Raw genomic sequence first — 22,145 nt, forward strand, 5'->3', positions numbered from 1 at the left:
ACACGGTCGGGGCAGACCCGTTCGCTGGGCGAATCCAGCGCGATTTCCACCCACTACACTCGCTCTACCAGCGCTTTTACCGAGCAGTGGCCGCGATGGCCTGCGTAAGGTGTCGGGCCGGCCACATCGCCGCCCGGACCGAGCCGGACTCGATACGAGCGGATGCGTTCCGCTGGCCGGTACCGCACCACGGCGGCCAGCAAACCGGTCGCCATCGGCTACCCGGCCCTGACCAAATCCTCACCCGAGTTGTAGTAGAGCGCGATATTGGTGCCGGTGACCATCTCGGCGAGGTAGACGCCGACCGGTTCGATCTCGTAGTAGTAGCGGATGTTGCCGTCGTTATCCAGCGTCGAGGCGCAGGAGAAGCCCGGTGCGCCGCATCGTTGCTTGATGGGTACCGCGAAGACGGTAAGCAGCACGACGACGGCAACGCCGACGAGTAGCGGGAGCCTGCGCACTGCCGACCTCGGTCGTGTCGGATGGACCACGGTTGGAGTGTAAGCGGCCGGCCCGACGGCCTCAGCTGTGGCCAATTCGGTCCGGTGTCGCCGCGGGCGTTTGGGTCCCCGGGTACCGCGGGTACGCGGCCAGGAAGCCGAGCAGAGGACTGAGCAATGATCACCACCCGCTTGGGGCCGCCAGCGGCGCAGCGTCTCCGGAATTCGGAGCCATCGCAGCCGGGCACTCCCAGCGAGACGCCGGAGCGGCTCACGCCGACGGTAACGCCGGAACGTCTGACGCCATCAGAACCGCCCGAAAGGCTGACGCCCGCGGAACCACCCGAGCGTCAGGCTCCGGGGTAAACGAACAGGATTGGAGAGCAGACATGCGCGCCGAGGAAGGCGACGAAACAGTCAACGACTACGCAAAAGAGGGCCGAGAAGCCCTCGGCCGCATCAAGGCTTCTCAGCACGCGGAGGGTCGCCTCGGCGACATCGCCCGGCGCTTCGCCGGCTTGTGGCGAGGCCGCCGCGGCAGCGAGGACGCCGGGCCGGCCTCGTAAGCCTGGCGTAAAGGAGTCAGCGGCAGAACTAATTCGGCAACGCGGGTGCCGGATGGCGGTGGGCCCACGGGCTCGCCTCTTCCAGTTGCGCGGCCAGCTGCAGCAGGTCGCCGTCGGCGCCCAGCGACCCGACGAATTGGACCCCGAGGGGGAGCCCGGCATCCGTCCAGTGCAGCGGCACGCTGATTGCCGGGCGACCCGTGAGGTTTGCGAGCTGCGTGTAGGGAACCCAGCCCAGGCTCTCTTGAATGAGATCGTCAAGAATTCCGCTGAGCCCCATCAGTTTTCCCGCCCGCACCTTGCTGACCAACCGGGACACCCGCTGCAGCGCGGGCGATGTCGCCGTGGCGCCGACCGCCAGTGGCGGGGTGGCCAGGGTGGGGGTCACAAAGAAGTCGTAACGGTCGTGGAAGTCGGTCAGGGACCGAATGTAGTCGTTCCTGTTTTCCAGCGCTGACATGACGGGCAACACACCGCTGGACCGGCCGAGTTCGGCGATGGCCAGCGTATCGGCCTCAAAGTCACTGTCGCGAGCGCCAATTCGTTGCTTGATCTCGGCGACTTGCTGATGTAACTGAGCGAACCAGATCGTCAAAAAATCACGTCCCAGCGCCGCGTCGTCGTAGGGCGGTGCCACCTCCTCGACCTGATGGCCCAACTCCCGCAGGAGCGCAGCGGACTTTTCGACCGCGGCGACGGCCTCGCGGTCGGGCCGCGCGTTGATGGCCGAGCGCGCCGAGTAGCCGATCTTCAGGACCTTCGGACGCTGCTTGATCTGTTCACCAAAGGTCTTGTCGGGCAGCGCAACTCGATAGGCGGCTCCCGGATCGGGGCCGACGATCGCGTCGAGCAGGGCGGCGCTGTCGCGTACGGTGCGCGACAGCACCCCCTGGGTCGCCATGCCCAGCATCGGTTCCCCGGTCTGCGGGCCGTAGGGGGCGAGTCCGCGGCTGGGCTTTAGTCCGACCAGCCCGTTGCAGGCGGCGGGGATGCGGATCGACCCGCCGCCGTCGTTGGCGCCCGCGGCGGGAACGATGCCGGCCGCCACGGCTGCTCCGGACCCGCCCGACGAGCCGCCGGGCGTGTGCCCGGTATTCCACGGGTTACGGGCCGGGCCCCAATAGTCGGGTTCCGTCACACCCTTGGCGCCGAACTCGGGAGTATTGGTCTTCCCGAAGATCACCAGGCCCGCGTCCAGAAACCGCTGGGTGACCAGGGCATGCCGGTCGGCCACGTCGTGGGCTAGTGAGCGGGACCCGCACGAGGTCGCGAAGCCGCGGTATTCCTGGCCGAGGTCTTTGAGCAGGAATGGCACACCGGCGAAGGGCCCGCTCAGCTGCGGGTCCGCGGCTTGCCGGTCGGCGACGTCGCCGAGGCGGCAGACGATGGCGTTCAGCCGCGGATTGACCGCGTCCGCTCGTTGGCGGGCCAGCGCGAGCAACTCGGCCGGGGTGACCTGTTTCGTCTCGACCAATTCGGCCAGCGCGGTCGCGTCCAGCGACATGTACTCGTCGAGATGCATGTCATTACTCCTTGGCTCAGGTCCGACCGTGTCTGCCAGCAGCCGGCGCCCTTGTTTACCGACGCTAATTGACGCCGTTGCATGCTTGACGTTAAGCCAACGCGAGGTTTTCGCGGTGGGCGACTTAGTATCACCTGGTGCCCACGGCAGCCGAACCGTTCACCATCCGGGGTCCCGGCGGCGTGCAGATCGTCGCCGACCGACTCGGAGATCCGCAGGCGCGCGCCGTGGTCTTCTTACACGGCGGCGGACAAACCCGCCGCTCCTGGGGCAACGCGGCCGCCGCTGTCGCCGCGCGCGGCTGGCAGTCCGTCACCGTCGACCTGCGTGGCCATGGCGAATCGGACTGGTCGGACGACGGCGACTACCGCGTGGTGAGTTTCGCCGCCGACGTCGAACATGTGCTGCGCACGCTGCCCCCGCAGCCGGTGCTGGTGGGCGCATCCCTGGGCGGGTTCACATCGATGCTGCTCGCCGGGGAGCTGTCGCCGGGCATCGCCAGTGCGGTCGTGTTGGTGGACATCGTGCCGAACATGGACCAGTCGGGGGCGAACCGGATACACGCCTTCATGGCCGAGCGGGTGGAGTCGGGCTTCAGCTCACTCGACGAAGTCGCCGACGCGATCGCTGAATACAACCCGCACCGCCCGCGACCAACCGATCTGGAAGGGCTGAGGACCAACCTGCGTCGGCGTGGTGATCGGTGGTACTGGCATTGGGATCCCCAATTCATCAGCGGCACAGCGGCTTTCCCTCCGGTCGAGGTCACCGACCCCGACCGGATGCACAACGCCGTCGAGGCGATTCTGCGCGGCGGGGTGCCTATTCTGCTGGTTCGTGGGCAGATGAGCGACCTGGTCAGCCAAGAACGCGCCGACGAATTCCTGGCGCGGTTCCCGCAGGTCGAATTCACCGATGTCCGCGGCGCGGGGCACATGGTTGCCGGCGACCGCAACGACATCTTTGCCGACGCGGTGCTGGACTTCCTGGTCCGGCACGTCGACGCCGGGTGAACCACGTGCACGGAACGGATTGGTTGCCACCCCATTTCAGGTCGACGGCGCTGCTACTATCTGCCGGGCGCAAGCGGAGGAGGACGGCGTGACCAAACCGTGGTTGCGGGGATTGGGGCTCTCAGCTGCCGTGATGGTGACCGCGATGACGGTGGCGAAAACCGCTCAGGCGGCGCCGCCGCCGGCCCTGCCGTCGCCACGACCCGCGCCGGGTATCGGAGTAGATCATCAATCAGGAAGGTGCACAGCGGGTTTCGCGGCGCAGGGGCGCGACGGTAGCTACTACCTGATGACCAGTGGGCACTGCGACTCGCACGACGGCAAGGAGTGGACGTATGGCAGCGACGCTCCGCTCGGCAGGATCTCCGCCAGCGAACACGACGGCGACAAGCGAGACGCCGCGCTCATCCGCCTGGATCCCACTGTCGGCATGCCGACGGGCGACGTCGGCGGCAGGTATCAAGTCCGGGATGTGTTGAGCCGCGAGCAGATTCAGGCCGGTATGCCGTTCTGCAAGATCGGTGCCGTCACCGGTGAGACGTGCGGCGCCATCAAAGGCATCAATGCCGACGTCGTCGAAGCCAGCGTGTTCAGTCTGGACGGCGACAGCGGCAGCCCGGGCTTCGTGATGAATCCGGACGGCACCGTCAGTGCGGTCGGGCTGTTGATGTCATCCCCCGACGGTGATGACTACACGACCTATTTCATGCTGATCAACCCATTGCTCGACAGGTGGGGGCTTCGCGTACTTCCGTAAAGGTTTCACCGGCCGGTCGGCGGCCCGATCAGCGGCACGTAACGTAGCGTTTGCAGCCTGCGGGCTCTGGATAATCCGCCTGTGTGGACGCGGCCAACGTGAAGAGGCAGCGGAACCAGCGACACGAAGGGGAGCAGTAGTGAAGCGTGGGATCGTGGTCGGCGTAGCCGGGGTCGCCCTGGTGGTCGCGGCCGGAGCCGGCTGTTCGAGCAACAAGTCGAGTACGGGTTCGCCTGGGTCGTCGTCATCTGCGGCGGCAGCGGCTTCGGGCCCGGTGCTCACCGTCGACGGTCAGAATCAAAACATCAGCGGGCCGGTCACCTGCACCACCTCGGGCGACAACGTCACCATCGGCATCGGTGACCCGACCGCCGGGCTCGGTGCCGTGGTCAGCAACGGCAATCCGCCGCTGGTGCACTCTGTCGGCCTGGGCACCGTCAACGGCGTCGCACTCGGCTTCTCCGACGCCGCACCTAACCAAAGCAGCAATGCGGGGGCCGCGGTCAACGGCAAGGACTGGGCGATCAAGGGAACCGCTACCGGTACCGACATGAGCAATCCGCAGCAACCCAAAACGGTGACCAAGCCGTTCGAGTTGGACCTCACCTGCCCGTAGTGCGGGCCGATCACTCCCAAGAGGGGACGCAGCTATGTCTATGAAACGTGCCGTCAGCACGGCCGCGCTGGCCGCAGGCCTGAGCATCTCCGCGGCGACGCTGAACGCCGGGTCGGCCTACGCCGCTCCGCTGGACCCACCGCCCCCATGCCCGAACTGCCACGGCGGTGGTGGCGGCGGGGGCAACCCCGGCGGCCCTGGTGGACAGCCCGGCGGCCCGGGTGGGCAACCTGGTGGACAGCCCGGCGGGCCTGGTGGGCAGACTGGTGGACAGCCGGGCGGGCAGCCCGGCGGCCCTGGTGGGCAGCCCGGTGGACAGCCCGGCGGCCCGGGTGGGCAACCTGGTGGACAGCCCGGCGGCCCGGGTGGGCAACCTGGTGGACAGCCCGGCGGGTCTCGTGGGCAGAACAACCCGCCGCCGGGCGGGCAGCCGGGCGGCCAGAACAACCCGCCGCAGGGCGGGCAGCCGGGCGGCCAGAACAACCCGCCGCAGGGCGGCCAAAACGGCCCGCAGCCCAATCAGCCGGGCCAGAACCCGGGCCAGACGGGGCAGAACCCCCCGCCCAACGAACACGGGCAGAACCCCCCGCAGGGTGGTCAGAACAATCCGCCTAACGAGCACAACCAAACCCCCCCGCAACAGGGCGGGCCGACCAATGCACCGGCGAACACTCAGAATCCGCCGCCGCCGAACAACCGGCAGCGGTTCGAGGCGCTGAATCCGCCGCCAACTCAGCCTCCCCACCCGCCCTACATCCCACGTCGCGACGTGGTCACTGCGAGTGCGCAGATCGGTGGACCCGCCGGTCCGGATGTCCAATTCAGCATCCCGGGCCGAGGAGCGCCCCCGCCGCCGCGCCAGCACGGATACGGCTGGAACGACGGCCCCGCTCCGGGCCATCCGCCGCCACACTGGGAGGGCCCGCCGCCTCCGGGGGGTTGGGACGGTCCGCCGCCTCCGGGAGGCTGGAACCGGCCGTGGGACGGACCGCCGCGTGACGTTGGTGTGGCACGGGCCGACTTCGGACCCTTCAGCTACAACACCTTCACCGTTATCCCGGTCTTCAACTGGCAGTACGGCGGTTGGGGTTACTGGTTCTTCGGTGTGTGGGTGCCGTTGTACTGACCGGCACACCGTCAGTGGGCGCTGCCGTGAGCCGGCGCTACCACAGGCGAGTACGTCTCACAGCCGGTCTACTGCGGGTGGGCCGCCACGTAGTCGGAGGCCGGAATCGGTGACGACGCGTCGTAGCCGATGGGCAGCAACACGTCGCCCGCGGTAGTCAGGCAGTAGACGTCCCACCGGTAGTACGCGGCAAATGTGGCAGGATCGGCGGCGATCAGCGCGGCATACTGGTCGACCGCGCGCACGTATTGGCTGGCGTGGTTGTACGCGTAGACGGCGCGATCCGGGTTGGTGGCGAAGCCATTGGCGGCCAGGTAGCGGCCGGCCGCCAGAATGCTGTCGTGGGCTGAGTGGATGTCGCCGCCCTGGCCGTAACCGGCGAACGTCGAAGGCAGGAACTGCATGGGTCCCTGTGCGCCGGCGGTACTCGCGCCGACGATGCTGCCGAAGCGGGTTTCGACGAAATTGATCGCGGCCAGGTAGTTCCAGCCAACGCCGGATTGCGCCTCCGCCTGGTGGTAGTAGTTCATCAGCTCGCCGGCCGGTGCCGGCGCATCGATGCGCCAGGCCGGAAGGGTGGCTCGCGCCGGGGTCAACGCGGTGAGTTGCCGACGGGCGTCGACGTTGCGGTCATAGACATCAACCAGCTCCGGGGGGATGCGTGGGCGGGTGGTGGCATCCCACTCGGGGTGGCGCCCGATGGCGCGGTAGGCGGCCTGCTCGCGATGCGCCGCCGCCGTCAGTCCCGGCTCCGGTGTGCTCGGGTCCCGCAGCGCGCGCTCGTCGGCGACCAGGTCGTCGGCCAACTGTGCGGGGTCCGATGCCAGTCGAGGTTGCGCACCGCCGGCGGTCCCCGCGTCGGCGGGCACCATTCGTGTCGTCGGTGCCGCCGACGCGGCGGAGAGTGAAGCGGTGGGCGGGGCGGTAGCGGCGGTCGGATGCGACGCCGAACACGCGACGAGCGCACACATGATCGCGCCGAGGGCCAATAGCGCGATAGGCCGACTACGGCTCATGGTGATCACGTCCGTTCGTTGCGTCGTTGCTTATCGCGAGTCTTTCGCACGTGGCCGCCTGACATCAATGTGGTTGCGGCTGTTTGTGCAAAGGAGTTGTGGCAATGACGCGACACTCGCAGACTGATTGATGTGCGCGACCGCGATCAGATCAACGCCGAATTACGGCTCCTTGCGCTGCGGCGTCAGGCCATCCGCGAGCAGGGCGGCCAGCTGTCGTCTCGAGAGGCCGACGCACTGCTCGACGAAATCCTGGCCCACGGCGCGGGGCCCTCGGAGGCCGACGCATTTCAAGTCTGGGAAACAGAGGTCGTTGCCGCCACGCGCAAGTCGCGGAAGTGGGACAGCAAAGCGCGTGCCAGGGCGTCTCGGCGACGGAAGATTGCAGGGCTTCGACGCCTGGGGCTCTTCGCGGCGCTACCGCTATCGCTGATAGCCGTCGTCGGCGCGGTGCTGGTGATGTTCGTGCTCCACCGCCAGGGTTCGTCGGCGCAGCCGGAGCAAAACCCGCCTTCGGCCGCGCCGTCCGCGCCGTCCGCAATGCATGCGCCCGGCGCGCCGGCTGGGCCGAAGCCGTCCGCTCCGGCGATCAACGCCATTGACGCGGCGTTCATCGGCGCGCTGAAGCAGGAAGGTGTGCCGGTTCCCAGCCAGGAATACGTGATGAGTCAGGGGCACGCAGTCTGCGACTTCCTGGCGCGCCAGCCGAACTTCGCGGACGCGGTCGCGTCCGTGCAACGGGGGTCCATCTGGGACGCCGATCAAAGCACCGCCGTAACCGCGGGCGCCATCTTCGCGTATTGCCCCCAGTCTCGGCCGGCAAGCCCGGATCCGATCTCGCCCGCGTACGAGAGCACGATTTCCGATCTGCAGGCCATCGAGCGGAAACTCCAAGGCATCCAGGGGAATTTGCACGACATCCAGGGCGGTCTGCCCGGAGTTCCAGGGCCCCCCTGACCAGGCCATTACCCCGGGCAGATCAGGACGCGCCAAGCCGCAAGCGTGCGTGTGTAAATAGTGGCTTGTGGTTATTGTTTTCGTGATCACTGGTGAGTAGCCTGGCGTCAGAGGAGGCCATTGTGAGCTATATCACCTCGAATGATCCCGTCGACCATCAGCGGACGAGCCGCCCGCTGGTGGGGCAGGCGCTGAAAAGTCCGGCCAAGGAGCCCGCGTTGCTCCTGATGGCGGTCGGTCTGGCGGCATACGGAATTTGCCTCGCTGGCTTCGCCTACGGCCAATACCAGGCCGGCGTCGTCGCCGCCGCCATCTCGTTGCTGGCTATGGCCATGGGTGGGGCCTGGCTGTGGAAAGAAGCAAGGCGAGTGCGAAAACTCGAAAGTGACTGGAACATCAAAGAACACAAAAGGCTGGCCGGCTGAATAACGTTCGTAATACATGAACTTCTTTTCCGGCCGCTCCGACTGTGACTCGCCAATGCAGTCACGTATCCGATCCGTCGCGGCTAGGGGGCCTGCGACGGGCGTTTATCGGCTGGACGTGACTAGAGCGACTTTTCGACGGCGGCCGGCGCGCCGATCGTTATGCAGCCCGACGATCCCAGCATCACACCGGTCAGCACCGCGATCAGTGCGGCGGCTTTTAGCATCTTCTTGGTGCTCTTCGTCCTCATCGATCACGCCTTTCTGCTGGTAGGGGCAACCCTGACGGCAAATGCCCGCCTGCTGGCTGATGCTATTCAATTATTTTGTGCACGTGTCAAATACTGCAGAAATCGGACAAAATACTCAGAATTGGCGGTGCTCTAGTCGTTGACCGGGAAAGGCGCTTAATTGGTTCGCGAAGCCCGACGACGTCGAGCCAAAAGGTGCCGGTAGACGCATGCGACTTAGCGGTTGTGCCGCAAAGGGTGCCGAGAAGGTGCTAAGTCAGATCCCCACTTCGCGGCGCGGTCGCCAGAAACGAGAAATTCGGTCGCGGTCAACCATCCATGGATATCTCGGTCACCTCGCACTAGCCGGTGGGGCGTCCGCAACTGCTCGTCGATGAGGTGGCGCTGTGATGAGGTAGTGCTGTGTCAAACGCGACCGTCTTTGTCTCTGGAGTCCACTCGGGGCCCAGTCCATCGGCCGGCCTGGGTGTTGCGCGTTCGCTGCGCGCGGACCTGCCCTCGCTGCGCGTGGTCGGCGTCGACTACTGGGCCGGCAGCTCCGGGCTACACCACGACGTGTTCGACGCGATCTGGCTCAAGCCATCGTGGGACCTGATCGAGGAAGACCTCTACGCCTCCGAGATCGGCACCGAGCTCGACGCCGGCGCGTGCTGGATCCCGACCCTGGACCTCGAGATCTCCTGGCTCGCGCGTCAGCTCGGCGAGCGCCCAGGCCTCCTGGCGCCGCCAAGCGCTGGGCTGGCCCAGACCATGAAGCCGGCGCCGAGCATCGCCGGCGCCCTCCCGTTCGCGCGGCCGCCGGCGCTCGACCTCGCCGCCTCGGACGATGAGATCCACACGTTCTGCCGCGCCCACTCTTTCCGGGTGTGGGTCAAGGGTCCCTACCACGACGCCGTCGCGGTCAAGAGCTGGAGACAGCTCGAAGCCACCCGCGCCCGGCTGCGCGAGCGCTGGAAGACCGATCGGCTGTCGCTGCAGGCTCACGTCCGGGGCTACGAGGAGTCCATTGTGTTCGCAGCGACGGGCGGCGCCCTGCTCGATGCGTTGTACATGCGCAAGCGCATCATCACGCACGAAGGCAAGACCTGGGCCGGCCGGATCTCCGAGCTGCCGGACGAACTCCATGCGGCACTAGAGGCTGCGGTCGCCGCGACGAAGTGGACGGGCGGAGCGGAGATCGAGGTCCTGCGCGACGTCGACGACCGCCGGTGGCTGATGGAGTGGAACCCGCGGTTCCCGGCATGGATCCATGGCGCCACGCTCGCCGGCCGCAACCTGCCTGCGGCGCTGGTCCGCCGCGCGCTCGACATCCGAGAGCCGAGCCGCCGCCCGCTCACCGATCGCGCCGAGTTCACCCGCGTGGTTACCGAGGTGGCGGTGCGCGAGGAGCTGCCGCTGCCACTGATCGCCGAGCCCGACCACAAGATCGACGCCAGTTATGGCAAGTACGGCGCCGCGCTGCCGTCGATCGTCGGCAAGGTCACTCCGCTCGCGGGTGGTCCCGCGGCGCCGCAGCTCACCGCCGAGCTCGCCGCCGACCTGGCCGACGCGGCAGCCGACCGTCGGCCCACGCCCAACCGCATCCTGCTTGGCCGGTGCGCCGACGCCGCGTTCGCCCAGCTCGCACGGCACACCGGCGGCAGCATCGAGCCGAAGTTCGCCTACAGCCTCAAGACCAGCCCAGATCTTGAGTACCTGCAGCGGGCGCGCGCGGCCGGCATGCTCGCCGAGTGCATCAGCCTGCTCGAGGTCCGACGGGCGCTGGAGGCGGGCTGGACGCCGGCCGAGATCGTGCTCAATGGCCCCGGCAAATGGTGGCCGGCCGGCACACCATGCGCCGACGGGCTGCACGCCGTTTTCTGCGACTCGATCGAGGAGTTCGAGCGGTTCGCCGCGTCGGGACGTCGCGATCACGTGTGGGGCGTGCGGCTGCGCGTGCCCGGCCTCCCGTCGCGGTTCGGCGTCGTGCTCGACGAGCCCAGCGAGTTCGAGCGGCTGTGCGCGCGGGTCGCCGCGCTGCCGGCCGAACGCGTCTTCGGCGTCCACGTGCACATTGCGAGCATGGTTCTCGGCGTTGGCCACTGGCGCGACGTCGTCGAGGCGGCGATCGCGTGGGCGGCGTCGCTGGAGGCCGCAACCGGCAAGCCCGTTGAGGTATTCGACGTCGGCGGCGGCTATCACCCCGATGATCTCGCGCGCATCCCGTTCGGCGACCTCGCCGGGTTCGCCGCGGCGCGACTGCCCGGCCTCAAGGAATTTCTGGTCGAGCCCGGCCGTGCTTTGACCCAGGCCACGATGGGTGTGGTGACGTCGGTACTCGACCTACGTCGCCGCGGCGGCAAGCTCGATGAGGTCGTGGTCGACACCAGCATTGCCGAGCTGCCGCTTGTCTCGGTGTATCCGCACCGCGTATTCCGCCTAGACGGCCCGCGGCCGGAGCCGGTGGCGCGGGGCCCCGTACGCATGCTCGGCCGGATCTGCATGGAGGACGACGTGGTTTCGTCCGGTCTGGACCTGCCTGAGGACCTCGCCGTCGGCGACCGTTTCATGGTGTGTGACGCCGGCGGGTATGAAAAAATCATGAGCTATGGCTTCGGCCGCGGTGGATGTCTTTGATCGCCCCGAATGGGTGGGCGCCGCGGTGTCGGTGCTCGGCCGCCACGGCGCCTGCTGTGACCGCGCGCGGGCGTGGCTCGCCGCGATGGGTCGCTCGCACGACTTTGCCGCCACCGACGGTCTGGCGTTCGCCGGGCCGGGTTGGCTGACCGAGCGCTACGCCTGGGGACCGACGCGCTGGCCGCTGGCATGGTGCGACGCCGTGCGCGCCCCAACCATCGACTGTGGCGTGTTCTCGGCGTTCGCCCTCGAGATCTTCCGCGCGAAGGGCATTGAAGCTTTCCCGGGACAGGTCTTGCGATTTTGCGCGGCCGAACGCACGACGCACTGGCGGTCCAAGTGGTCCTCGCTTCCCGAGGCGTTCAACTGGATCGGTTCGGGCGTCGTCTACCACGAGGTCAACGTCGTGCGGGTCAGCGAGACGGACGCCCGGGTGTATGACCCCACCGTCGGCGTGTGGCTCGACGCCGGTGTGAAGGCCGGCCACGGTGCCCACATCGCGATCCGCGCCGAGCTGCCGGTCGCGCTGAGCTGGGAGGGACACAAGCTGGTCGGCGGCCAGTGGACCAAGTTGGTCGCCGTTGCGTGACGGGCTCGCCCGGGCGCGCCGCCGTATCGCCGGCGCTGAGCGCAAGCTATGTCGGCCTGGTGTAGACGCTCGTGCTGTTGCGCCCGGTGCGCAATGCCGCCCGTCGCGCGAGGCTGACATGGGTCAAGCGCAGAGCCCTTACAAGGCCAGCGGCATCGGCCGTCAACGCGGATGTGCACTGCCGAACTGCAACCCAGGCGTCTGTCTGCACCGGCGGCAGAGCGAATCGGGGTGCGCGAACACCGCTAGACGTTTACGAAAAAACGTGTGGCGAAATCGTTGACAGGGTAATTCAACGGGATGTCTCATGGACACATGTTGTACGACACAATCATTCGTAACGGGCGGTGGTTCGACGGAACCGGCGCACCCTCGGCCATCCGGAACATCGGTATCTGCGATGGTCACGTCGCCGCCATCTCCGCAGACGAGCTGGACGCCACGGGTTGCTCGAACGTGATCGACGGCAGCGGCAAATGGGTTCTGCCGGGCATGATCGACATCCACACCCACTACGACGTCGAGGTGCTCGAGGGGCCGGCACTGTCGGAATCGCTGCGCCACGGTGTGACCACCGTGCTTATCGGGTCGTGCTCGATTTCGACGGTGCATGTCGGTGGAGTGGACGCTGGCGATCTGTTCGGCCGCGTGGAAGCCATCCCGCGCAAGTACGTGATCGAGGCTGTCGACCGCAATAAGAACTGGTCCAGCGCGCAAGAGTACGTCGATGCGCTGGAGGCGCGGCCGCTCGGAGCCAATTTGGCGGCGTTCATCGGCCACTCCGACATGCGCACCGCCATCATGGGTCTGGACCGGGCCACGCGCGACGACGTTCGCCCCAGTGCCGCGGAGCGCAGGCAGATGGAGGAGTGGCTGACTGAGGCTTTGGACGCCGGCTTCATCGGGCTGTCTTCGCAGCAGCTGAAGTTCGACAAACTCGATGGTGAGACGTGTCGGTCGCGGACATTGCCGTCGACCTACGCAACCATCCGTGAACTGCGGCGTCTCAAAAGCATTGTCCGCCGCCGTCGTCGGGTCCTTCAGTCCGGTCCCGACATCGAAAATCCGTTGAACATCGTGTCGCAGATGATGCAGTCACTGGGGATCTTCCGTAAGAGTCTCAAGACCACCCTGCTATCGGCGGCCGATGTGAAGTCGAACCCATTTTCGCCCTACATGATGGGGCCCCCGGCGCGCATGGTGAATCGACTCGGCGCGAACTTTCGCTGGCAACATCTTCCGGTGCCGTTCGAGGTCTACGCCGACGGGATCGACTTCGTCATCTTTGAAGAGTTCGGCAGTGGCTGCCTGGCGCAACATGTCGCGGACAGTCCCGAACGCGACGAGATGATGCGCGACGAGGATTACCGCCGCCGGTTCCGCAAAGACTACGAAAACAAGAGGGGGATCCGGGTCTGGCACCGAGATTTCTTCGACGCCGAAATCGTCTCCTGCCCTGATGAATCCGTTGTCGGTAAGTCGTTCGGCCAGATCGGAATTGAACGTGGGGGCCTCCACCCGGTCGATGCCTTTCTGGACCTCGTTCTCGAACATGGTAAGGCGGTGCGTTGGCGCACCGTGATCTCCAACCACAGGCCCGAGGTCCTCAAGAAGCTCGCACAGCACCCCGCGATCCAGATGGGCTTCTCAGACGCCGGCGCACACTTGCGGAACATGGCGTTCTACAACAGCGGGCTGCGTCTGTTGCGCCACGTACGCGATTGCGAATTGGCCGGTCGGCCGTTCATGAGCATCGAGCAGGCCGTGCACAAGATGACTGGTGACCTCGGGGACTGGTATGACATCGACGCCGGACACCTGCGCCTCGGTGATCGCGCCGACCTGTTGGTGCTCGACCCGACGAAGCTCGATGAGCGGCTCGACGCCTACGCCGAGGACACTATTGAGCACTTCGGAGGGATGTCCCGCATGGTGAACCGCAACGATGAGACGGTGACCGCGGTGATGGTCAGCGGCCGCTTGGTGTTCGCCGAAGGCCAACCCACCGACATTGTGGGCGTCGAGCGAACGGGCAGTCTGTTGCGCGCGGGCCAGAAGATGCCCGCGGTCCGGCACTCGCGCTCCGTCGCGGGACTCACGTAGCCGGGTTACCGCGCAGCTGAGTCGTGTCGATCATTCACTCGATGAATCGACGAGCGCAGCCCGCAGATGCTCACATTGGCTCGCGAAGAAAGCGACCGATATCGGCGCGTTTGCGCGCAACTGGTCGAACGCATGAAACGCTCCTGGCGCCACTTCTTCGTGCACAGGCACCCCTGCCTCACGCAGGCGTCGGCCGTATTCCATGCATTCTCGGTAGAACAGATCCAGCGTCCCTACTCCGATCCACGCCGCCGGCAGCCCCGACAGGTCGTCGCGGCGCGCTGGAACCGCGTCGGCGACATCTGCGCCGCCCAGGTACCACTGCCACGCCAATTGGTTGTCGCGCGCAGACCACATGATTCGCTTGCGGTTGTCGCTATCTGGTCCGGTGCGGTCATCGAGCATGGGATAGATCAGCATCTGGAAGATGGGCCGGACCTCGTCGCGGTCATGGGCGAACTGTGCGAGAGCAGCGGCGAAATATCCTCCGGCACTTGCTCCTCCAACGGCCAGACGTTGCCGATTCGCCCACGGCTGGTCGGCCAACCACACAAGTGCCGCGTAGCAATCCTCGAGCGGAGCGGGGTAAGGGTGCTCGGGTGCCAGCCGGTGCTCGACGGCGACAACGGCGATACCGCACAGGTGCGCCAATTTGCGGCAGTAAAGATCGTCTTGGCCGGCCGTGCCCATCACCGTGCCGCCCCCGTGGATCCACAACAGTGCGGGCGCCGACGCAGGCAGACTAACCGGGCGATGAACTCGAACCGAAACGTGATCGTTGATCGCCTCGACGGGTACTCGGCGGTCGCGGCCGGCTGAGCCCAGAAGCTTCATGATCGCGCGCTGGGGCTTGAGGCCACGGTGCAGCGCATAGCCTCGGGGTAGCACACGTGCTATCGGCCGCAGACCGGGATCGATCGCTCGCCGCGAGGTGAAGGCGTTCGGTGGGAATTGCTCTGCCATATCTTCTCCGTCCCGATCGCCGACGCCAGCTCACATTGACCATACACAAATAAGCCGGTGTTCGGCGACGAGGTCAGATAAGGTGCGGCGGGTTGTGAACGGCCGCGGTTCACTGATCACAAGGTGTCGCGTTGTTGCTCATTCCACCGTTGCGCGCCATACTCGGGTGTATCACCACCGATTTTTATAGGCAAGTATGGTCGCGAGATTTCTTGGGCCTCAACCGCTCCCGACCTCTCGCGTGCCAGCGAGCAATACCGGATGAGGATCCAGCCGTTACGCAGCGACCGAGGAGCACACGTGATCCCGCCGGGGGAGTGTGTCGCTTACTTGACCTACGGCACGATTGCGCCGCTGCGCACCGACGAGGAGCGCAATTGGCATGCCTACGGGATGGACGCGGCCTGCCTGGTGTCGCGCGACGAAGACTTTCCGGCCGCGGAGGCGTGCCAGCGAGGGCTCGCGGCAGGAGTAGGCCACGTTCTATTCGGACGAAACGAGCCACTGCTACACCATTTCGCCGTCGTGTGGGCGGATGCACTCACGCGCCACGAGGCGGAAGTGAGTCTGTCCGCTGCGTCTGGCTAAGACGCGATCGAATGTGTTCAGCCGTAGCCTCGGAATTCGACTTCCTTCGCGGTAACCGCCATACGTAGGTCAAATAGTGTATGGTCTAGGAGTGGCCGCATGGGCGGACGCAACGTGCAGTGACACCGATGGGGCGCTCGCTGACAGGCCGGAATGTGAGGGCAAACGCCATGACTGACCTGAAGGTCCGCAGAGTTCGCTTCGATCTCGCTGGCGACGACATCCCGTTCCTCTGGCAGCCCGAGCGACCTTCGTTCAGCGTCGTGACCAACTACATGTCGTTCCTGGCTCCCGGATTCGAGAAGCTGATCGTCGACGCCACCCGCGAAGCAATCCCGCTGATGACGGATCCGGATGCGGTGGAAGAGGCAAACCTGTATCTGCGGCAAGAAGCCCAGCACGCGTCAGCACATATGCGTCACATCAAAGCTCTGATCCGCAGGTATCCAGGGCTGCAGGACACCGTCGACGAGTTGTTCGCATCCTATGACCGGCTCACCGCGACCAAACCGCTGATGTGGCGGCTCGCCTATACCGCTGTCCTGGAAAGTACGTTCACCCCGTACTTCAAGGTTTATCTGGATCATGAGGACAAGCTGTTCGCTTCCGGAGACGAGCGGGTGGGGTCATTGTTGCTGTGGCACTTCAGCGAGGAGATCGAGCACCGCGCGTCGGCGATGATTGTCTACAACGCGGTCAACGACAGTTTTCGGTACCGACTGCGGGCGATGGGCAGCGTGATCAAGCACATCAGCGAGACGGTCGCCATCGTGTCCAACGGCTTTCAGCAACATGTGCCTCCCGAAGACGGCGGCCACTTTGGAGCCGTCTTGCCGAATGGTTTCTCGTTCAAGGGATTTCGCGACGCAAAGCGGATGGTGAAGGAGCTCATGAATCCGGATCAAGCGACCTACCAGGGCGTGCCGCGCCGTGAGTTGGTTGCGATGGTGATCGGCCTCATTCGCGCCCAAAGCCCGAACCACAACGCTCAAGCCGAGAAAACACCGTCATTCGCTTGGCGCTTGCTGGAACGCTACGAGACGGATCCCACGAGTTTGGCACGGTGGTACTCGCAAAAAGCACATGCCGCCGATGTCTCGCCGGTATGACGACAGGCTACAGAGAGGTCTCGATGTGCCTATAGATGCGCAGTTCGGTGACCGGGGTGACGACGCCGGGATCGAGTACACCGACGTGGTGGTTGTCGGTGCCGGAGTGTCGGGCATCGGTGCCGCGTACCGGCTGCAGGAATCGAATCCGCGGTTGACCTACACCGTTCTCGATCGTCGCGACCGGATCGGTGGAACATGGGATCTGTTCCGTTATCCGGGAATTCGATCAGACAGCGATATCTTTACGTTGAGCTTTCCATGGGAGCCTTGGGTTCGCGCGGAAAGTATCGCCCAAGGTGACGCGATTCAACAGTACCTCACGGACACGGCGGCCAAGCATGGCATCGACCGCCATATCCAGTTCGGCGTCCACGTGCACACGGCGAATTGGGACTCAAACTCCGACATGTGGACATTGGAAGCGACACAGGATGGGCGACCCAGACGCTTCCAATGCCGCTTTGTGTTCTTCGGGACTGGCTACTACAGCTACGACGACCCCTATACGCCGGATTTCCCCGGTCTGGGCAGCTTCGCCGGAAAGGTCGTTCACCCTCAGCATTGGCCGACCAACCTCGACTACGCCGGAAAGCGCGTCGTGATCATCGGCAGCGGCGCAACGGCGATCAGCATGGCCCCTGCGTTGACGCAGGATGCGGGGTCGGTCACGCTGCTTCAGCGGTCGCCGGGATACCTGATGTCGCAGCGCGAGTTCAACCCGCTCAACGACATCATTCGCAAAGTTCTGCCAACTCAGTCAGCCCACACCGCCGTGCGCTGGGTGAATATCTTTCTCACCCTGATGGTCTATTACTTCTGTCGCATGGCGCCTAAGGCCAGTCGTAATGTCGTCCGACGCACAGCGGTGAAGTCGCTGCCGGAAGGTTACGACGTCGACGTCCACTTCAAGCCGAGCTACGATCCCTGGGACCAACGGTTCGTCGTCGCGCTCGACTTCGACTTCTACAAGGCGGTGTCGGACGGCCGCATCGAGGTGGTGACAGACCACATCGAGAGATTCGACTCCCACGGGATCGTGCTGCGATCCGGGCGACGAATAGACGCCGATGTCGTCATCACCGCCACGGGTCTTCAACTCCAGTCGCTGGGCGGCGTGCGACTGGTGATCGACGGGGTGGAGGTCAAGCCGAACGAGCGCTGGGCCTACAAGAGCTTTCTACTCAGCGACGTGCCCAACCTTGCGTGGTGTATCGGATATGTCAATGCGTCCTGGACACTGCGCGCTGACATGACGGCACGCGCATTCGCGCGGCTGGTCGCCCACATGAGCGCCAACGGCTACACCCGGGGTTATCCCACATTGGGTAACGAAGTATTAACGGAGAAACCGACATTCGACCTCGAATCGGGCTATGTCATGCGCAGTGGCCGGCAGTTGCCGAAATCGGGGCGGAAGCGGCCGTGGCTCGTGCGCCACAACTTCCTTGCCGACCTCGTGGATTTCCGATTCGACCGCATCGAAGAATCGATGGTGTTCACTCGGTTCGGTGACACATCGACGTTGCCCGCATGGTCGGCGCTTACGTACGGAACCGTGCAGATGCACAACCACTGGCCGCGGTCGGCAGGCACCCGACCGTGACAGCGCGATCGATCTCGGGGCCCAAGTGGAAAGTCAGCGCGCTCTCGAGCGCCGGCGCGGATTTGCCGGCGCCGGAATAGGACGAAGGGCCTCGAGCGCTGCGGCTTGCTGCGGATAGGCGATGGCCGGGCCGATCCAGCGAGTCAGGAAGCGGCGGAGTTCGGCCCCCTTTCGAGCTGGTCGGCCAGGATCGACAAGCAATGAGTTCAGCGTCCGCAGACAGAATTCGTTGAGTTCATCCAGATCGGGATCGGTGAAACCATGCTGATGCCAATCGACGTCCAGGGTATGCAGCATCGAGCGGCCGAATGTCACCGCAGCTTCCGTCATGATCGACCCGGCCTTGGCATCGTTGCGTTCGTTCAGTACGAGGCCGACCTGACGGTCATCGGCCAGGTTCTCGATCGCGAACGCCATCCCTTCGACGACCGCGGTGACGGGATCGGTTTCGGGACGCATGCGGGCGGCCAATTGATCGAGAAAGCCGTTGGCCGATCGCATGGCGGTGGCGACCATAAGGGCTGCCGTGCCGGGAAAATAGCGGTACACAGTCTGCCGGGTGACACCGATGTCGCGTGCGACGTCGGCGAGCCGCATGGATGCCCCACGTTCCTCGATGATCTTCTCCGCCGAGTCGAGGATGCGATTGATTGCCTCTTCGTCCGAGGCAGGCGCATTTCCGGACCAGCCATGACTGCGCACCACTAGTGTTGCCTGCCTCGGCCGTCCAGCATTGTCATAGCCGGATCTTATCGCCCGTTACGCGGGCACCAGCGATTACCCGGCTGCGTGCGCTTTCTAAGAGGTCGTCTGAGCTCGTGGAAAGAGGTCGGCGAGATCCCACAGATCCGAGACCAGATCGGGACAGGACACCTAATCTGTTCGTGGCCCCCTTTGATGTCGTCGAGATCCAATTGGATGTAGGCATTGTCGCGGCGGCGGGTGAACCTCCCAACAGCTGAATGTCGATGCCGGGGCAGCGCTGACAATTGGAGTCTGAGTCGGCGCGACGTCGAAATTCGTGGCTCGCCGCTTCGGCCCGCTGGCCAAAGTACGTCGAATTCCGGTGCAAGCTACTGATGTTCCTCACCGCGCGTGACAGGAAATTGCGGAGGACGCTGACGGGGTGGCCAGCGTGTTGGTCGGGTCGTGCTCGATTTTGACGGTGCATGTTGACGGTGTGGACGCCGGCGATTTGTTCGGACGCGTGGAGGCGATTTCGCGCAAGTGCGTGATCGAGGCGTTCGATCGCAACACGAACTGGTCCAGCGCCTAGGCGGGCTGGCCTCCGTACAATTCACCGGAACATCCGTGTCGGGTTCAGGCCGTATTCGAGCCGTACCAATGTGCGGCGCCAGCCGGGTCTTCTTCGTAGCGGTGGAACCACCGATACGCGAACTCCGGCACCTTCGCGTCTTTGTGGTTTGCGTGCGGTGCCTGCGAGCGGATCAAGCCGATTAACATGGCGATGATCTCACTGCGCGGCACCCCGGCGTACGGCGCTTGCTGAGATGTCAGACCGAGCCGCTTGGTCGCGCGTCGAGCGCCACTGAATCCGCGCATCCCGAATCCCTCAGACAGCAGCGCGCCGTAATGGCCGCCATCGTCGGCCGGGATGTGTTTCTGGAATCCGCGCGACACAATGCCGGTGGTCTCACCGATGTGCTTGACCACGCTGCCGATGGCCTTGAGCCGGTACAGGAAGCTGCCGTTGACGGCGTTGTAGACGACCATCGCTGAACTGCGGTGTTCAATCTCTTCGCAGAAGTGCCAGAGGAATAAGGACGCGACGCGGTCGTCGCCAGGGGCGAAGAGCTTCTCTTGGTGATCAAGATAGACCTTGAAGTAGGGCGTGAAGGTGTTCTCCAACGCCGCTGTATAGGCCAACCGCCACATCAGCGGTTTGGTGGCCGTGAGATTAGCGTACGAAGCCATCATTTCGTCGTGGGTTTCCTGAAGCCCCGGGTAACGCCGCAATAGCGCGTTGATGTGCCGAATATGTGCCGCGGAGTGCTGAGCTTCCTGGCGGAGGAACAGGTTGGCTTCTTTGATCGCTGCCGGGTCGGTCATCAACGGGATTGCCTCGCGGGTGGCGTCGACGATCATGTTCTCGAACCCAGGGGCGATGAATGACATGTAGTTGGTGTAGATGCTGAAAGCAGGCCGTTCGGGCTGCCAGAGAAAGGGTATGTCGTCGTCACCGAGATCGAATCGGACGCGGCGGACCTTGATGTCGCTTTCCATTTCGGTTCCTATCATTTCAATTACCATAAGAAACAACACTTTTCAGTGCTGAGACCGTTCGCGTGAGATCGGTGTGGCGATTCCTCGGCGATGATGCGTACAGCGGCGCAATCGGCACGCGCGGGACGGGCTGGAAATCACAATGCGAACGGGCGGGTCAGGCGATTTGGTAGTCGCTGAGCGGAAACCGGCCCTGGTCCTTGGTGGCGCGGCGAGTCGATTGCGGGCGGAACCAACAGACGTCGCCGTCGTCGTTGAAGTAGTAGGAGTTTGCGGTGGCGCAATCACCGTGGAACAACACGGAAGTGTTCATCTTGGTGCGCATCTGCTCTGTCCAGACGAGCGTGGCTGCCTCGGAGACTTCGAAGGTGCTCGCGTTCTTGCGGCGGACCTCGGTGAGCAACCGGTTGATGTGGGTGACCTGTCCGCGGATGCCGTCGAAGAATGACAGCCCGGTAAATGCGAATGGGCTGGTCATGCCGATGTAGTTCGGGAAGTGCGGCATCGAGAGGGCTTGATAGGAGGCGTAGCGGTTTTCGCGCCACCACTTTCCGAGGTTGACGCCGTTTCGGCCGATCGTCTCGAACGACGGGAAGTTGTGGTCGTAGACGTTGAATCCCGTTGCCAGGATTAAAGTGTCGACCTGCGCGCGGGTGCCGTCACGAGCGACGATGCCGTCGGGTTCGATGCGCTCGATCCCGGCGGTCTGCAGCGCCACATTGGGTTTGGTGAGCTTCCGATCGCGCACCTGAAGGTACAGCAAGGCACGGCATTCCCACTCGACGAACTTCGCGAGCTTGCTGAAGCGATGATGGTTGACCACGGAGGTCATCAGTACGAACTGATACAGCATGTTCGTCAGGAAGCTGACGAAACGATGAAACAACGGCACCGAGGCGAAGAGATTCTGCACCCGCTCGGGTATGGCGAAGTCATACTTGGGTAGCACCCAGATCGGGGTACGCTGGTAGACCGTCAGGGCGCGCGCGGCGTCGGCGACATGGGGCAGTAACTGGACTGCGGTCGCGCCGGTGCCGATCACCGCTACGCGCTGGCCGCTGAGGTCGGTGCTGGGATCCCACCACGTGGTGTGCAGGATTTCCCCCTCGAAAGTCTCGAGGCCTTCGATGTCGGGGAAATGCCGCTGAGACAGAAATCCCGTGGCGTTGATCAGCATGCGAGCGACCAGGGTGCTGCCATCGGCCAGCGCCACGCGCCAAACGTTTCCGTCGTCGTCCCAGATCGCACTTTCCACGGCGCTGTTGAGCCGGACGTGACGGGTGACGTCATATTTGTCGCTGACCTGCTTGGCGTAGGCGTGCAGTTCGGGACCCTCGGCGTACAGCCGCTTCCATCGCGGATTTGGTTCAAACCAGTACTGGTAGGTGGTAGAAAAGATGTCCACCGCAGCGCCGGGGTATCGATTCACCCACCAGGTGCCACCGATGTCGTCTTCACGCTCGACGATCACGAAGTTCTGGTAACCCAGTTTCTTCAACTCGATCGGCGCGGCGATGCCAGAAAACCCCGCCCCCGCGATGACGGCATCCAAGCTCTGAGCAGTCATCATACGACCCTTCCAAATGATTCGCGGTTATTAATTTCGGATTGAGAAGATTCCAAGTGCCGCCGAGGCTG

22 protein-coding genes are annotated in these 22,145 nt (G+C 64.7%); 14 read left to right on the plus strand and 8 right to left on the minus strand.

Annotated features, from left to right (window positions below; translation table 11 throughout):
* Positions 1–218: 218 nt before the first annotated feature.
* The gene (locus tag OQ789_RS01275) at positions 219–461 is read right to left on the minus strand and encodes a hypothetical protein (protein WP_324682911.1); all 243 of its coding nucleotides are present in this window, start codon (positions 459–461) and stop codon (positions 219–221) included.
* A 368-nt stretch (positions 462–829) separates the two neighbouring features.
* On the opposite strand from OQ789_RS01275, the gene OQ789_RS01280 reads away from it, so the two are divergent.
* Complete coding sequence (locus tag OQ789_RS01280) at positions 830–1,006, plus strand: hypothetical protein (protein WP_324682912.1); 177 nt, start codon at positions 830–832, stop codon at positions 1,004–1,006.
* Between the two features lie 28 nt (positions 1,007–1,034).
* On the opposite strand, the gene OQ789_RS01285 is transcribed toward OQ789_RS01280, so the two are convergent.
* Positions 1,035–2,528 carry an amidase gene (locus OQ789_RS01285; RefSeq protein ID WP_324682913.1) on the minus strand — a complete coding sequence of 498 codons (1,494 nt, stop codon included), beginning with the start codon at positions 2,526–2,528 and terminating at the stop codon, positions 1,035–1,037.
* A gap of 137 nt (positions 2,529–2,665) precedes the next feature.
* Between OQ789_RS01285 and OQ789_RS01290 the strand changes: the two genes are divergently transcribed.
* The 4 genes from OQ789_RS01290 (at position 2,666) to OQ789_RS01305 (ending at position 6,040) form a co-directional block, all read left to right on the plus strand.
* Entirely contained in the window at positions 2,666–3,541 is an 876-nt protein-coding gene (locus OQ789_RS01290; RefSeq protein ID WP_324682914.1) for an alpha/beta hydrolase, read from the plus strand.
* A gap of 88 nt (positions 3,542–3,629) precedes the next feature.
* On the plus strand, positions 3,630–4,298 hold the full coding sequence (locus OQ789_RS01295) for a S1 family peptidase (protein ID WP_324682915.1): 669 nt from the start codon (positions 3,630–3,632) through the stop codon (positions 4,296–4,298).
* A gap of 139 nt (positions 4,299–4,437) precedes the next feature.
* On the plus strand, positions 4,438–4,914 hold the full coding sequence (locus OQ789_RS01300) for a lipoprotein LpqH (protein ID WP_324682917.1): 477 nt from the start codon (positions 4,438–4,440) through the stop codon (positions 4,912–4,914).
* A 40-nt stretch (positions 4,915–4,954) separates the two neighbouring features.
* Positions 4,955–6,040 (plus strand): MAP_0585 family protein, encoded by a 1,086-nt coding sequence (locus OQ789_RS01305; RefSeq protein WP_324683342.1) that lies wholly within the window; start codon positions 4,955–4,957, stop codon positions 6,038–6,040.
* Between the two features lie 68 nt (positions 6,041–6,108).
* Here the strand turns inward: OQ789_RS01305 and OQ789_RS01310 are convergent, their stop codons facing one another.
* Positions 6,109–7,056: a transglycosylase SLT domain-containing protein gene (locus tag OQ789_RS01310; protein ID WP_324682918.1), complete on the minus strand. Its 948-nt coding sequence runs from the start codon at positions 7,054–7,056 to the stop codon at positions 6,109–6,111.
* Between the two features lie 132 nt (positions 7,057–7,188).
* On the opposite strand from OQ789_RS01310, the gene OQ789_RS01315 reads away from it, so the two are divergent.
* On the plus strand, positions 7,189–8,013 hold the full coding sequence (locus OQ789_RS01315) for a DUF732 domain-containing protein (protein WP_324682920.1): 825 nt from the start codon (positions 7,189–7,191) through the stop codon (positions 8,011–8,013).
* A 122-nt stretch (positions 8,014–8,135) separates the two neighbouring features.
* Entirely contained in the window at positions 8,136–8,438 is a 303-nt protein-coding gene (locus OQ789_RS01320; RefSeq protein WP_324682922.1) for a LapA family protein, read from the plus strand.
* A 122-nt stretch (positions 8,439–8,560) separates the two neighbouring features.
* Here the strand turns inward: OQ789_RS01320 and OQ789_RS01325 are convergent, their stop codons facing one another.
* Positions 8,561–8,689, minus strand: a complete 129-nt coding sequence (locus tag OQ789_RS01325) for a hypothetical protein (protein ID WP_324682923.1) — start codon at positions 8,687–8,689, stop codon at positions 8,561–8,563.
* A gap of 402 nt (positions 8,690–9,091) precedes the next feature.
* Here OQ789_RS01325 and OQ789_RS01330 point away from each other — a divergent pair, with 402 nt between their 5' ends.
* From OQ789_RS01330 to OQ789_RS01340, 3 genes are all read left to right on the plus strand, one after another.
* Positions 9,092–11,305 carry a hypothetical protein gene (locus OQ789_RS01330; protein WP_324682924.1) on the plus strand — a complete coding sequence of 738 codons (2,214 nt, stop codon included), beginning with the start codon at positions 9,092–9,094 and terminating at the stop codon, positions 11,303–11,305.
* Positions 11,277–11,894 carry a hypothetical protein gene (locus tag OQ789_RS01335; protein WP_324682925.1) on the plus strand — a complete coding sequence of 206 codons (618 nt, stop codon included), beginning with the start codon at positions 11,277–11,279 and terminating at the stop codon, positions 11,892–11,894. Before OQ789_RS01330 ends, OQ789_RS01335 begins: the two co-directional genes overlap by 29 nt.
* A gap of 315 nt (positions 11,895–12,209) precedes the next feature.
* Positions 12,210–13,997, plus strand: a complete 1,788-nt coding sequence (locus OQ789_RS01340) for an N-acyl-D-amino-acid deacylase family protein (protein WP_324682926.1) — start codon at positions 12,210–12,212, stop codon at positions 13,995–13,997.
* Positions 13,998–14,027: 30 nt separating this feature from the next.
* Here the strand turns inward: OQ789_RS01340 and OQ789_RS01345 are convergent, their stop codons facing one another.
* Complete coding sequence (locus OQ789_RS01345) at positions 14,028–14,960, minus strand: alpha/beta hydrolase (RefSeq protein ID WP_324682928.1); 933 nt, start codon at positions 14,958–14,960, stop codon at positions 14,028–14,030.
* A 300-nt stretch (positions 14,961–15,260) separates the two neighbouring features.
* On the opposite strand from OQ789_RS01345, the gene OQ789_RS01350 reads away from it, so the two are divergent.
* From OQ789_RS01350 to OQ789_RS01360, 3 genes are all read left to right on the plus strand, one after another.
* Positions 15,261–15,548: an SRPBCC family protein gene (locus OQ789_RS01350; RefSeq protein WP_324682929.1), complete on the plus strand. Its 288-nt coding sequence runs from the start codon at positions 15,261–15,263 to the stop codon at positions 15,546–15,548.
* A gap of 170 nt (positions 15,549–15,718) precedes the next feature.
* Positions 15,719–16,657, plus strand: a complete 939-nt coding sequence (locus OQ789_RS01355; RefSeq protein ID WP_324682930.1) for a metal-dependent hydrolase — start codon at positions 15,719–15,721, stop codon at positions 16,655–16,657.
* On the plus strand, positions 16,641–18,263 hold the full coding sequence (locus OQ789_RS01360) for an NAD(P)/FAD-dependent oxidoreductase (RefSeq protein WP_324682931.1): 1,623 nt from the start codon (positions 16,641–16,643) through the stop codon (positions 18,261–18,263). Before OQ789_RS01355 ends, OQ789_RS01360 begins: the two co-directional genes overlap by 17 nt.
* 33 nt (positions 18,264–18,296) lie before the next feature.
* Here the strand turns inward: OQ789_RS01360 and OQ789_RS01365 are convergent, their stop codons facing one another.
* The gene (locus OQ789_RS01365; protein WP_324683344.1) at positions 18,297–18,965 is read right to left on the minus strand and encodes a helix-turn-helix domain-containing protein; all 669 of its coding nucleotides are present in this window, start codon (positions 18,963–18,965) and stop codon (positions 18,297–18,299) included.
* Between the two features lie 424 nt (positions 18,966–19,389).
* Between OQ789_RS01365 and OQ789_RS01370 the strand changes: the two genes are divergently transcribed.
* Positions 19,390–19,539, plus strand: coding sequence for a hypothetical protein (locus OQ789_RS01370; protein WP_324682933.1), 150 nt, complete (start codon positions 19,390–19,392; stop codon positions 19,537–19,539).
* 44 nt (positions 19,540–19,583) lie between these two features.
* Here the strand turns inward: OQ789_RS01370 and OQ789_RS01375 are convergent, their stop codons facing one another.
* Both OQ789_RS01375 and OQ789_RS01380 read right to left on the minus strand, forming a co-directional pair.
* On the minus strand, positions 19,584–20,507 hold the full coding sequence (locus tag OQ789_RS01375) for a metal-dependent hydrolase (RefSeq protein ID WP_324682934.1): 924 nt from the start codon (positions 20,505–20,507) through the stop codon (positions 19,584–19,586).
* Between the two features lie 157 nt (positions 20,508–20,664).
* Positions 20,665–22,074, minus strand: a complete 1,410-nt coding sequence (locus OQ789_RS01380) for an NAD(P)/FAD-dependent oxidoreductase (protein ID WP_324682936.1) — start codon at positions 22,072–22,074, stop codon at positions 20,665–20,667.
* Between the last annotated feature and the right edge of the window lie 71 nt (positions 22,075–22,145).

This window comes from Mycobacterium sp. 94-17 (assembly GCF_035617725.1).
GTDB lineage: Bacteria > Actinomycetota > Actinomycetes > Mycobacteriales > Mycobacteriaceae > Mycobacterium.

Bases quoted from the DNA above. Each gene is read 5' to 3' on its own strand.
- OQ789_RS01280 (WP_324682912.1), top strand. From the start codon at position 830: ATGCGCGCCGAGGAAGGCGACGAAACAGTCAACGACTACGCAAAAGAG.
- OQ789_RS01285 (WP_324682913.1), bottom strand. From the start codon at position 2,528: ATGCATCTCGACGAGTACATGTCGCTGGACGCGACCGCGCTGGCCGAA.
- OQ789_RS01305 (WP_324683342.1), top strand. From the start codon at position 4,955: ATGAAACGTGCCGTCAGCACGGCCGCGCTGGCCGCAGGCCTGAGCATC.
- OQ789_RS01310 (WP_324682918.1), bottom strand. From the start codon at position 7,056: ATGAGCCGTAGTCGGCCTATCGCGCTATTGGCCCTCGGCGCGATCATG.
- OQ789_RS01325 (WP_324682923.1), bottom strand. From the start codon at position 8,689: ATGAGGACGAAGAGCACCAAGAAGATGCTAAAAGCCGCCGCACTGATC.
- OQ789_RS01335 (WP_324682925.1), top strand. From the start codon at position 11,277: ATGGCTTCGGCCGCGGTGGATGTCTTTGATCGCCCCGAATGGGTGGGC.
- OQ789_RS01340 (WP_324682926.1), top strand. From the start codon at position 12,210: ATGTTGTACGACACAATCATTCGTAACGGGCGGTGGTTCGACGGAACC.
- OQ789_RS01345 (WP_324682928.1), bottom strand. From the start codon at position 14,960: ATGGCAGAGCAATTCCCACCGAACGCCTTCACCTCGCGGCGAGCGATC.
- OQ789_RS01355 (WP_324682930.1), top strand. From the start codon at position 15,719: ATGACTGACCTGAAGGTCCGCAGAGTTCGCTTCGATCTCGCTGGCGAC.
- OQ789_RS01360 (WP_324682931.1), top strand. From the start codon at position 16,641: ATGTCTCGCCGGTATGACGACAGGCTACAGAGAGGTCTCGATGTGCCT.
- OQ789_RS01375 (WP_324682934.1), bottom strand. From the start codon at position 20,507: ATGGAAAGCGACATCAAGGTCCGCCGCGTCCGATTCGATCTCGGTGAC.
- OQ789_RS01380 (WP_324682936.1), bottom strand. From the start codon at position 22,074: ATGACTGCTCAGAGCTTGGATGCCGTCATCGCGGGGGCGGGGTTTTCT.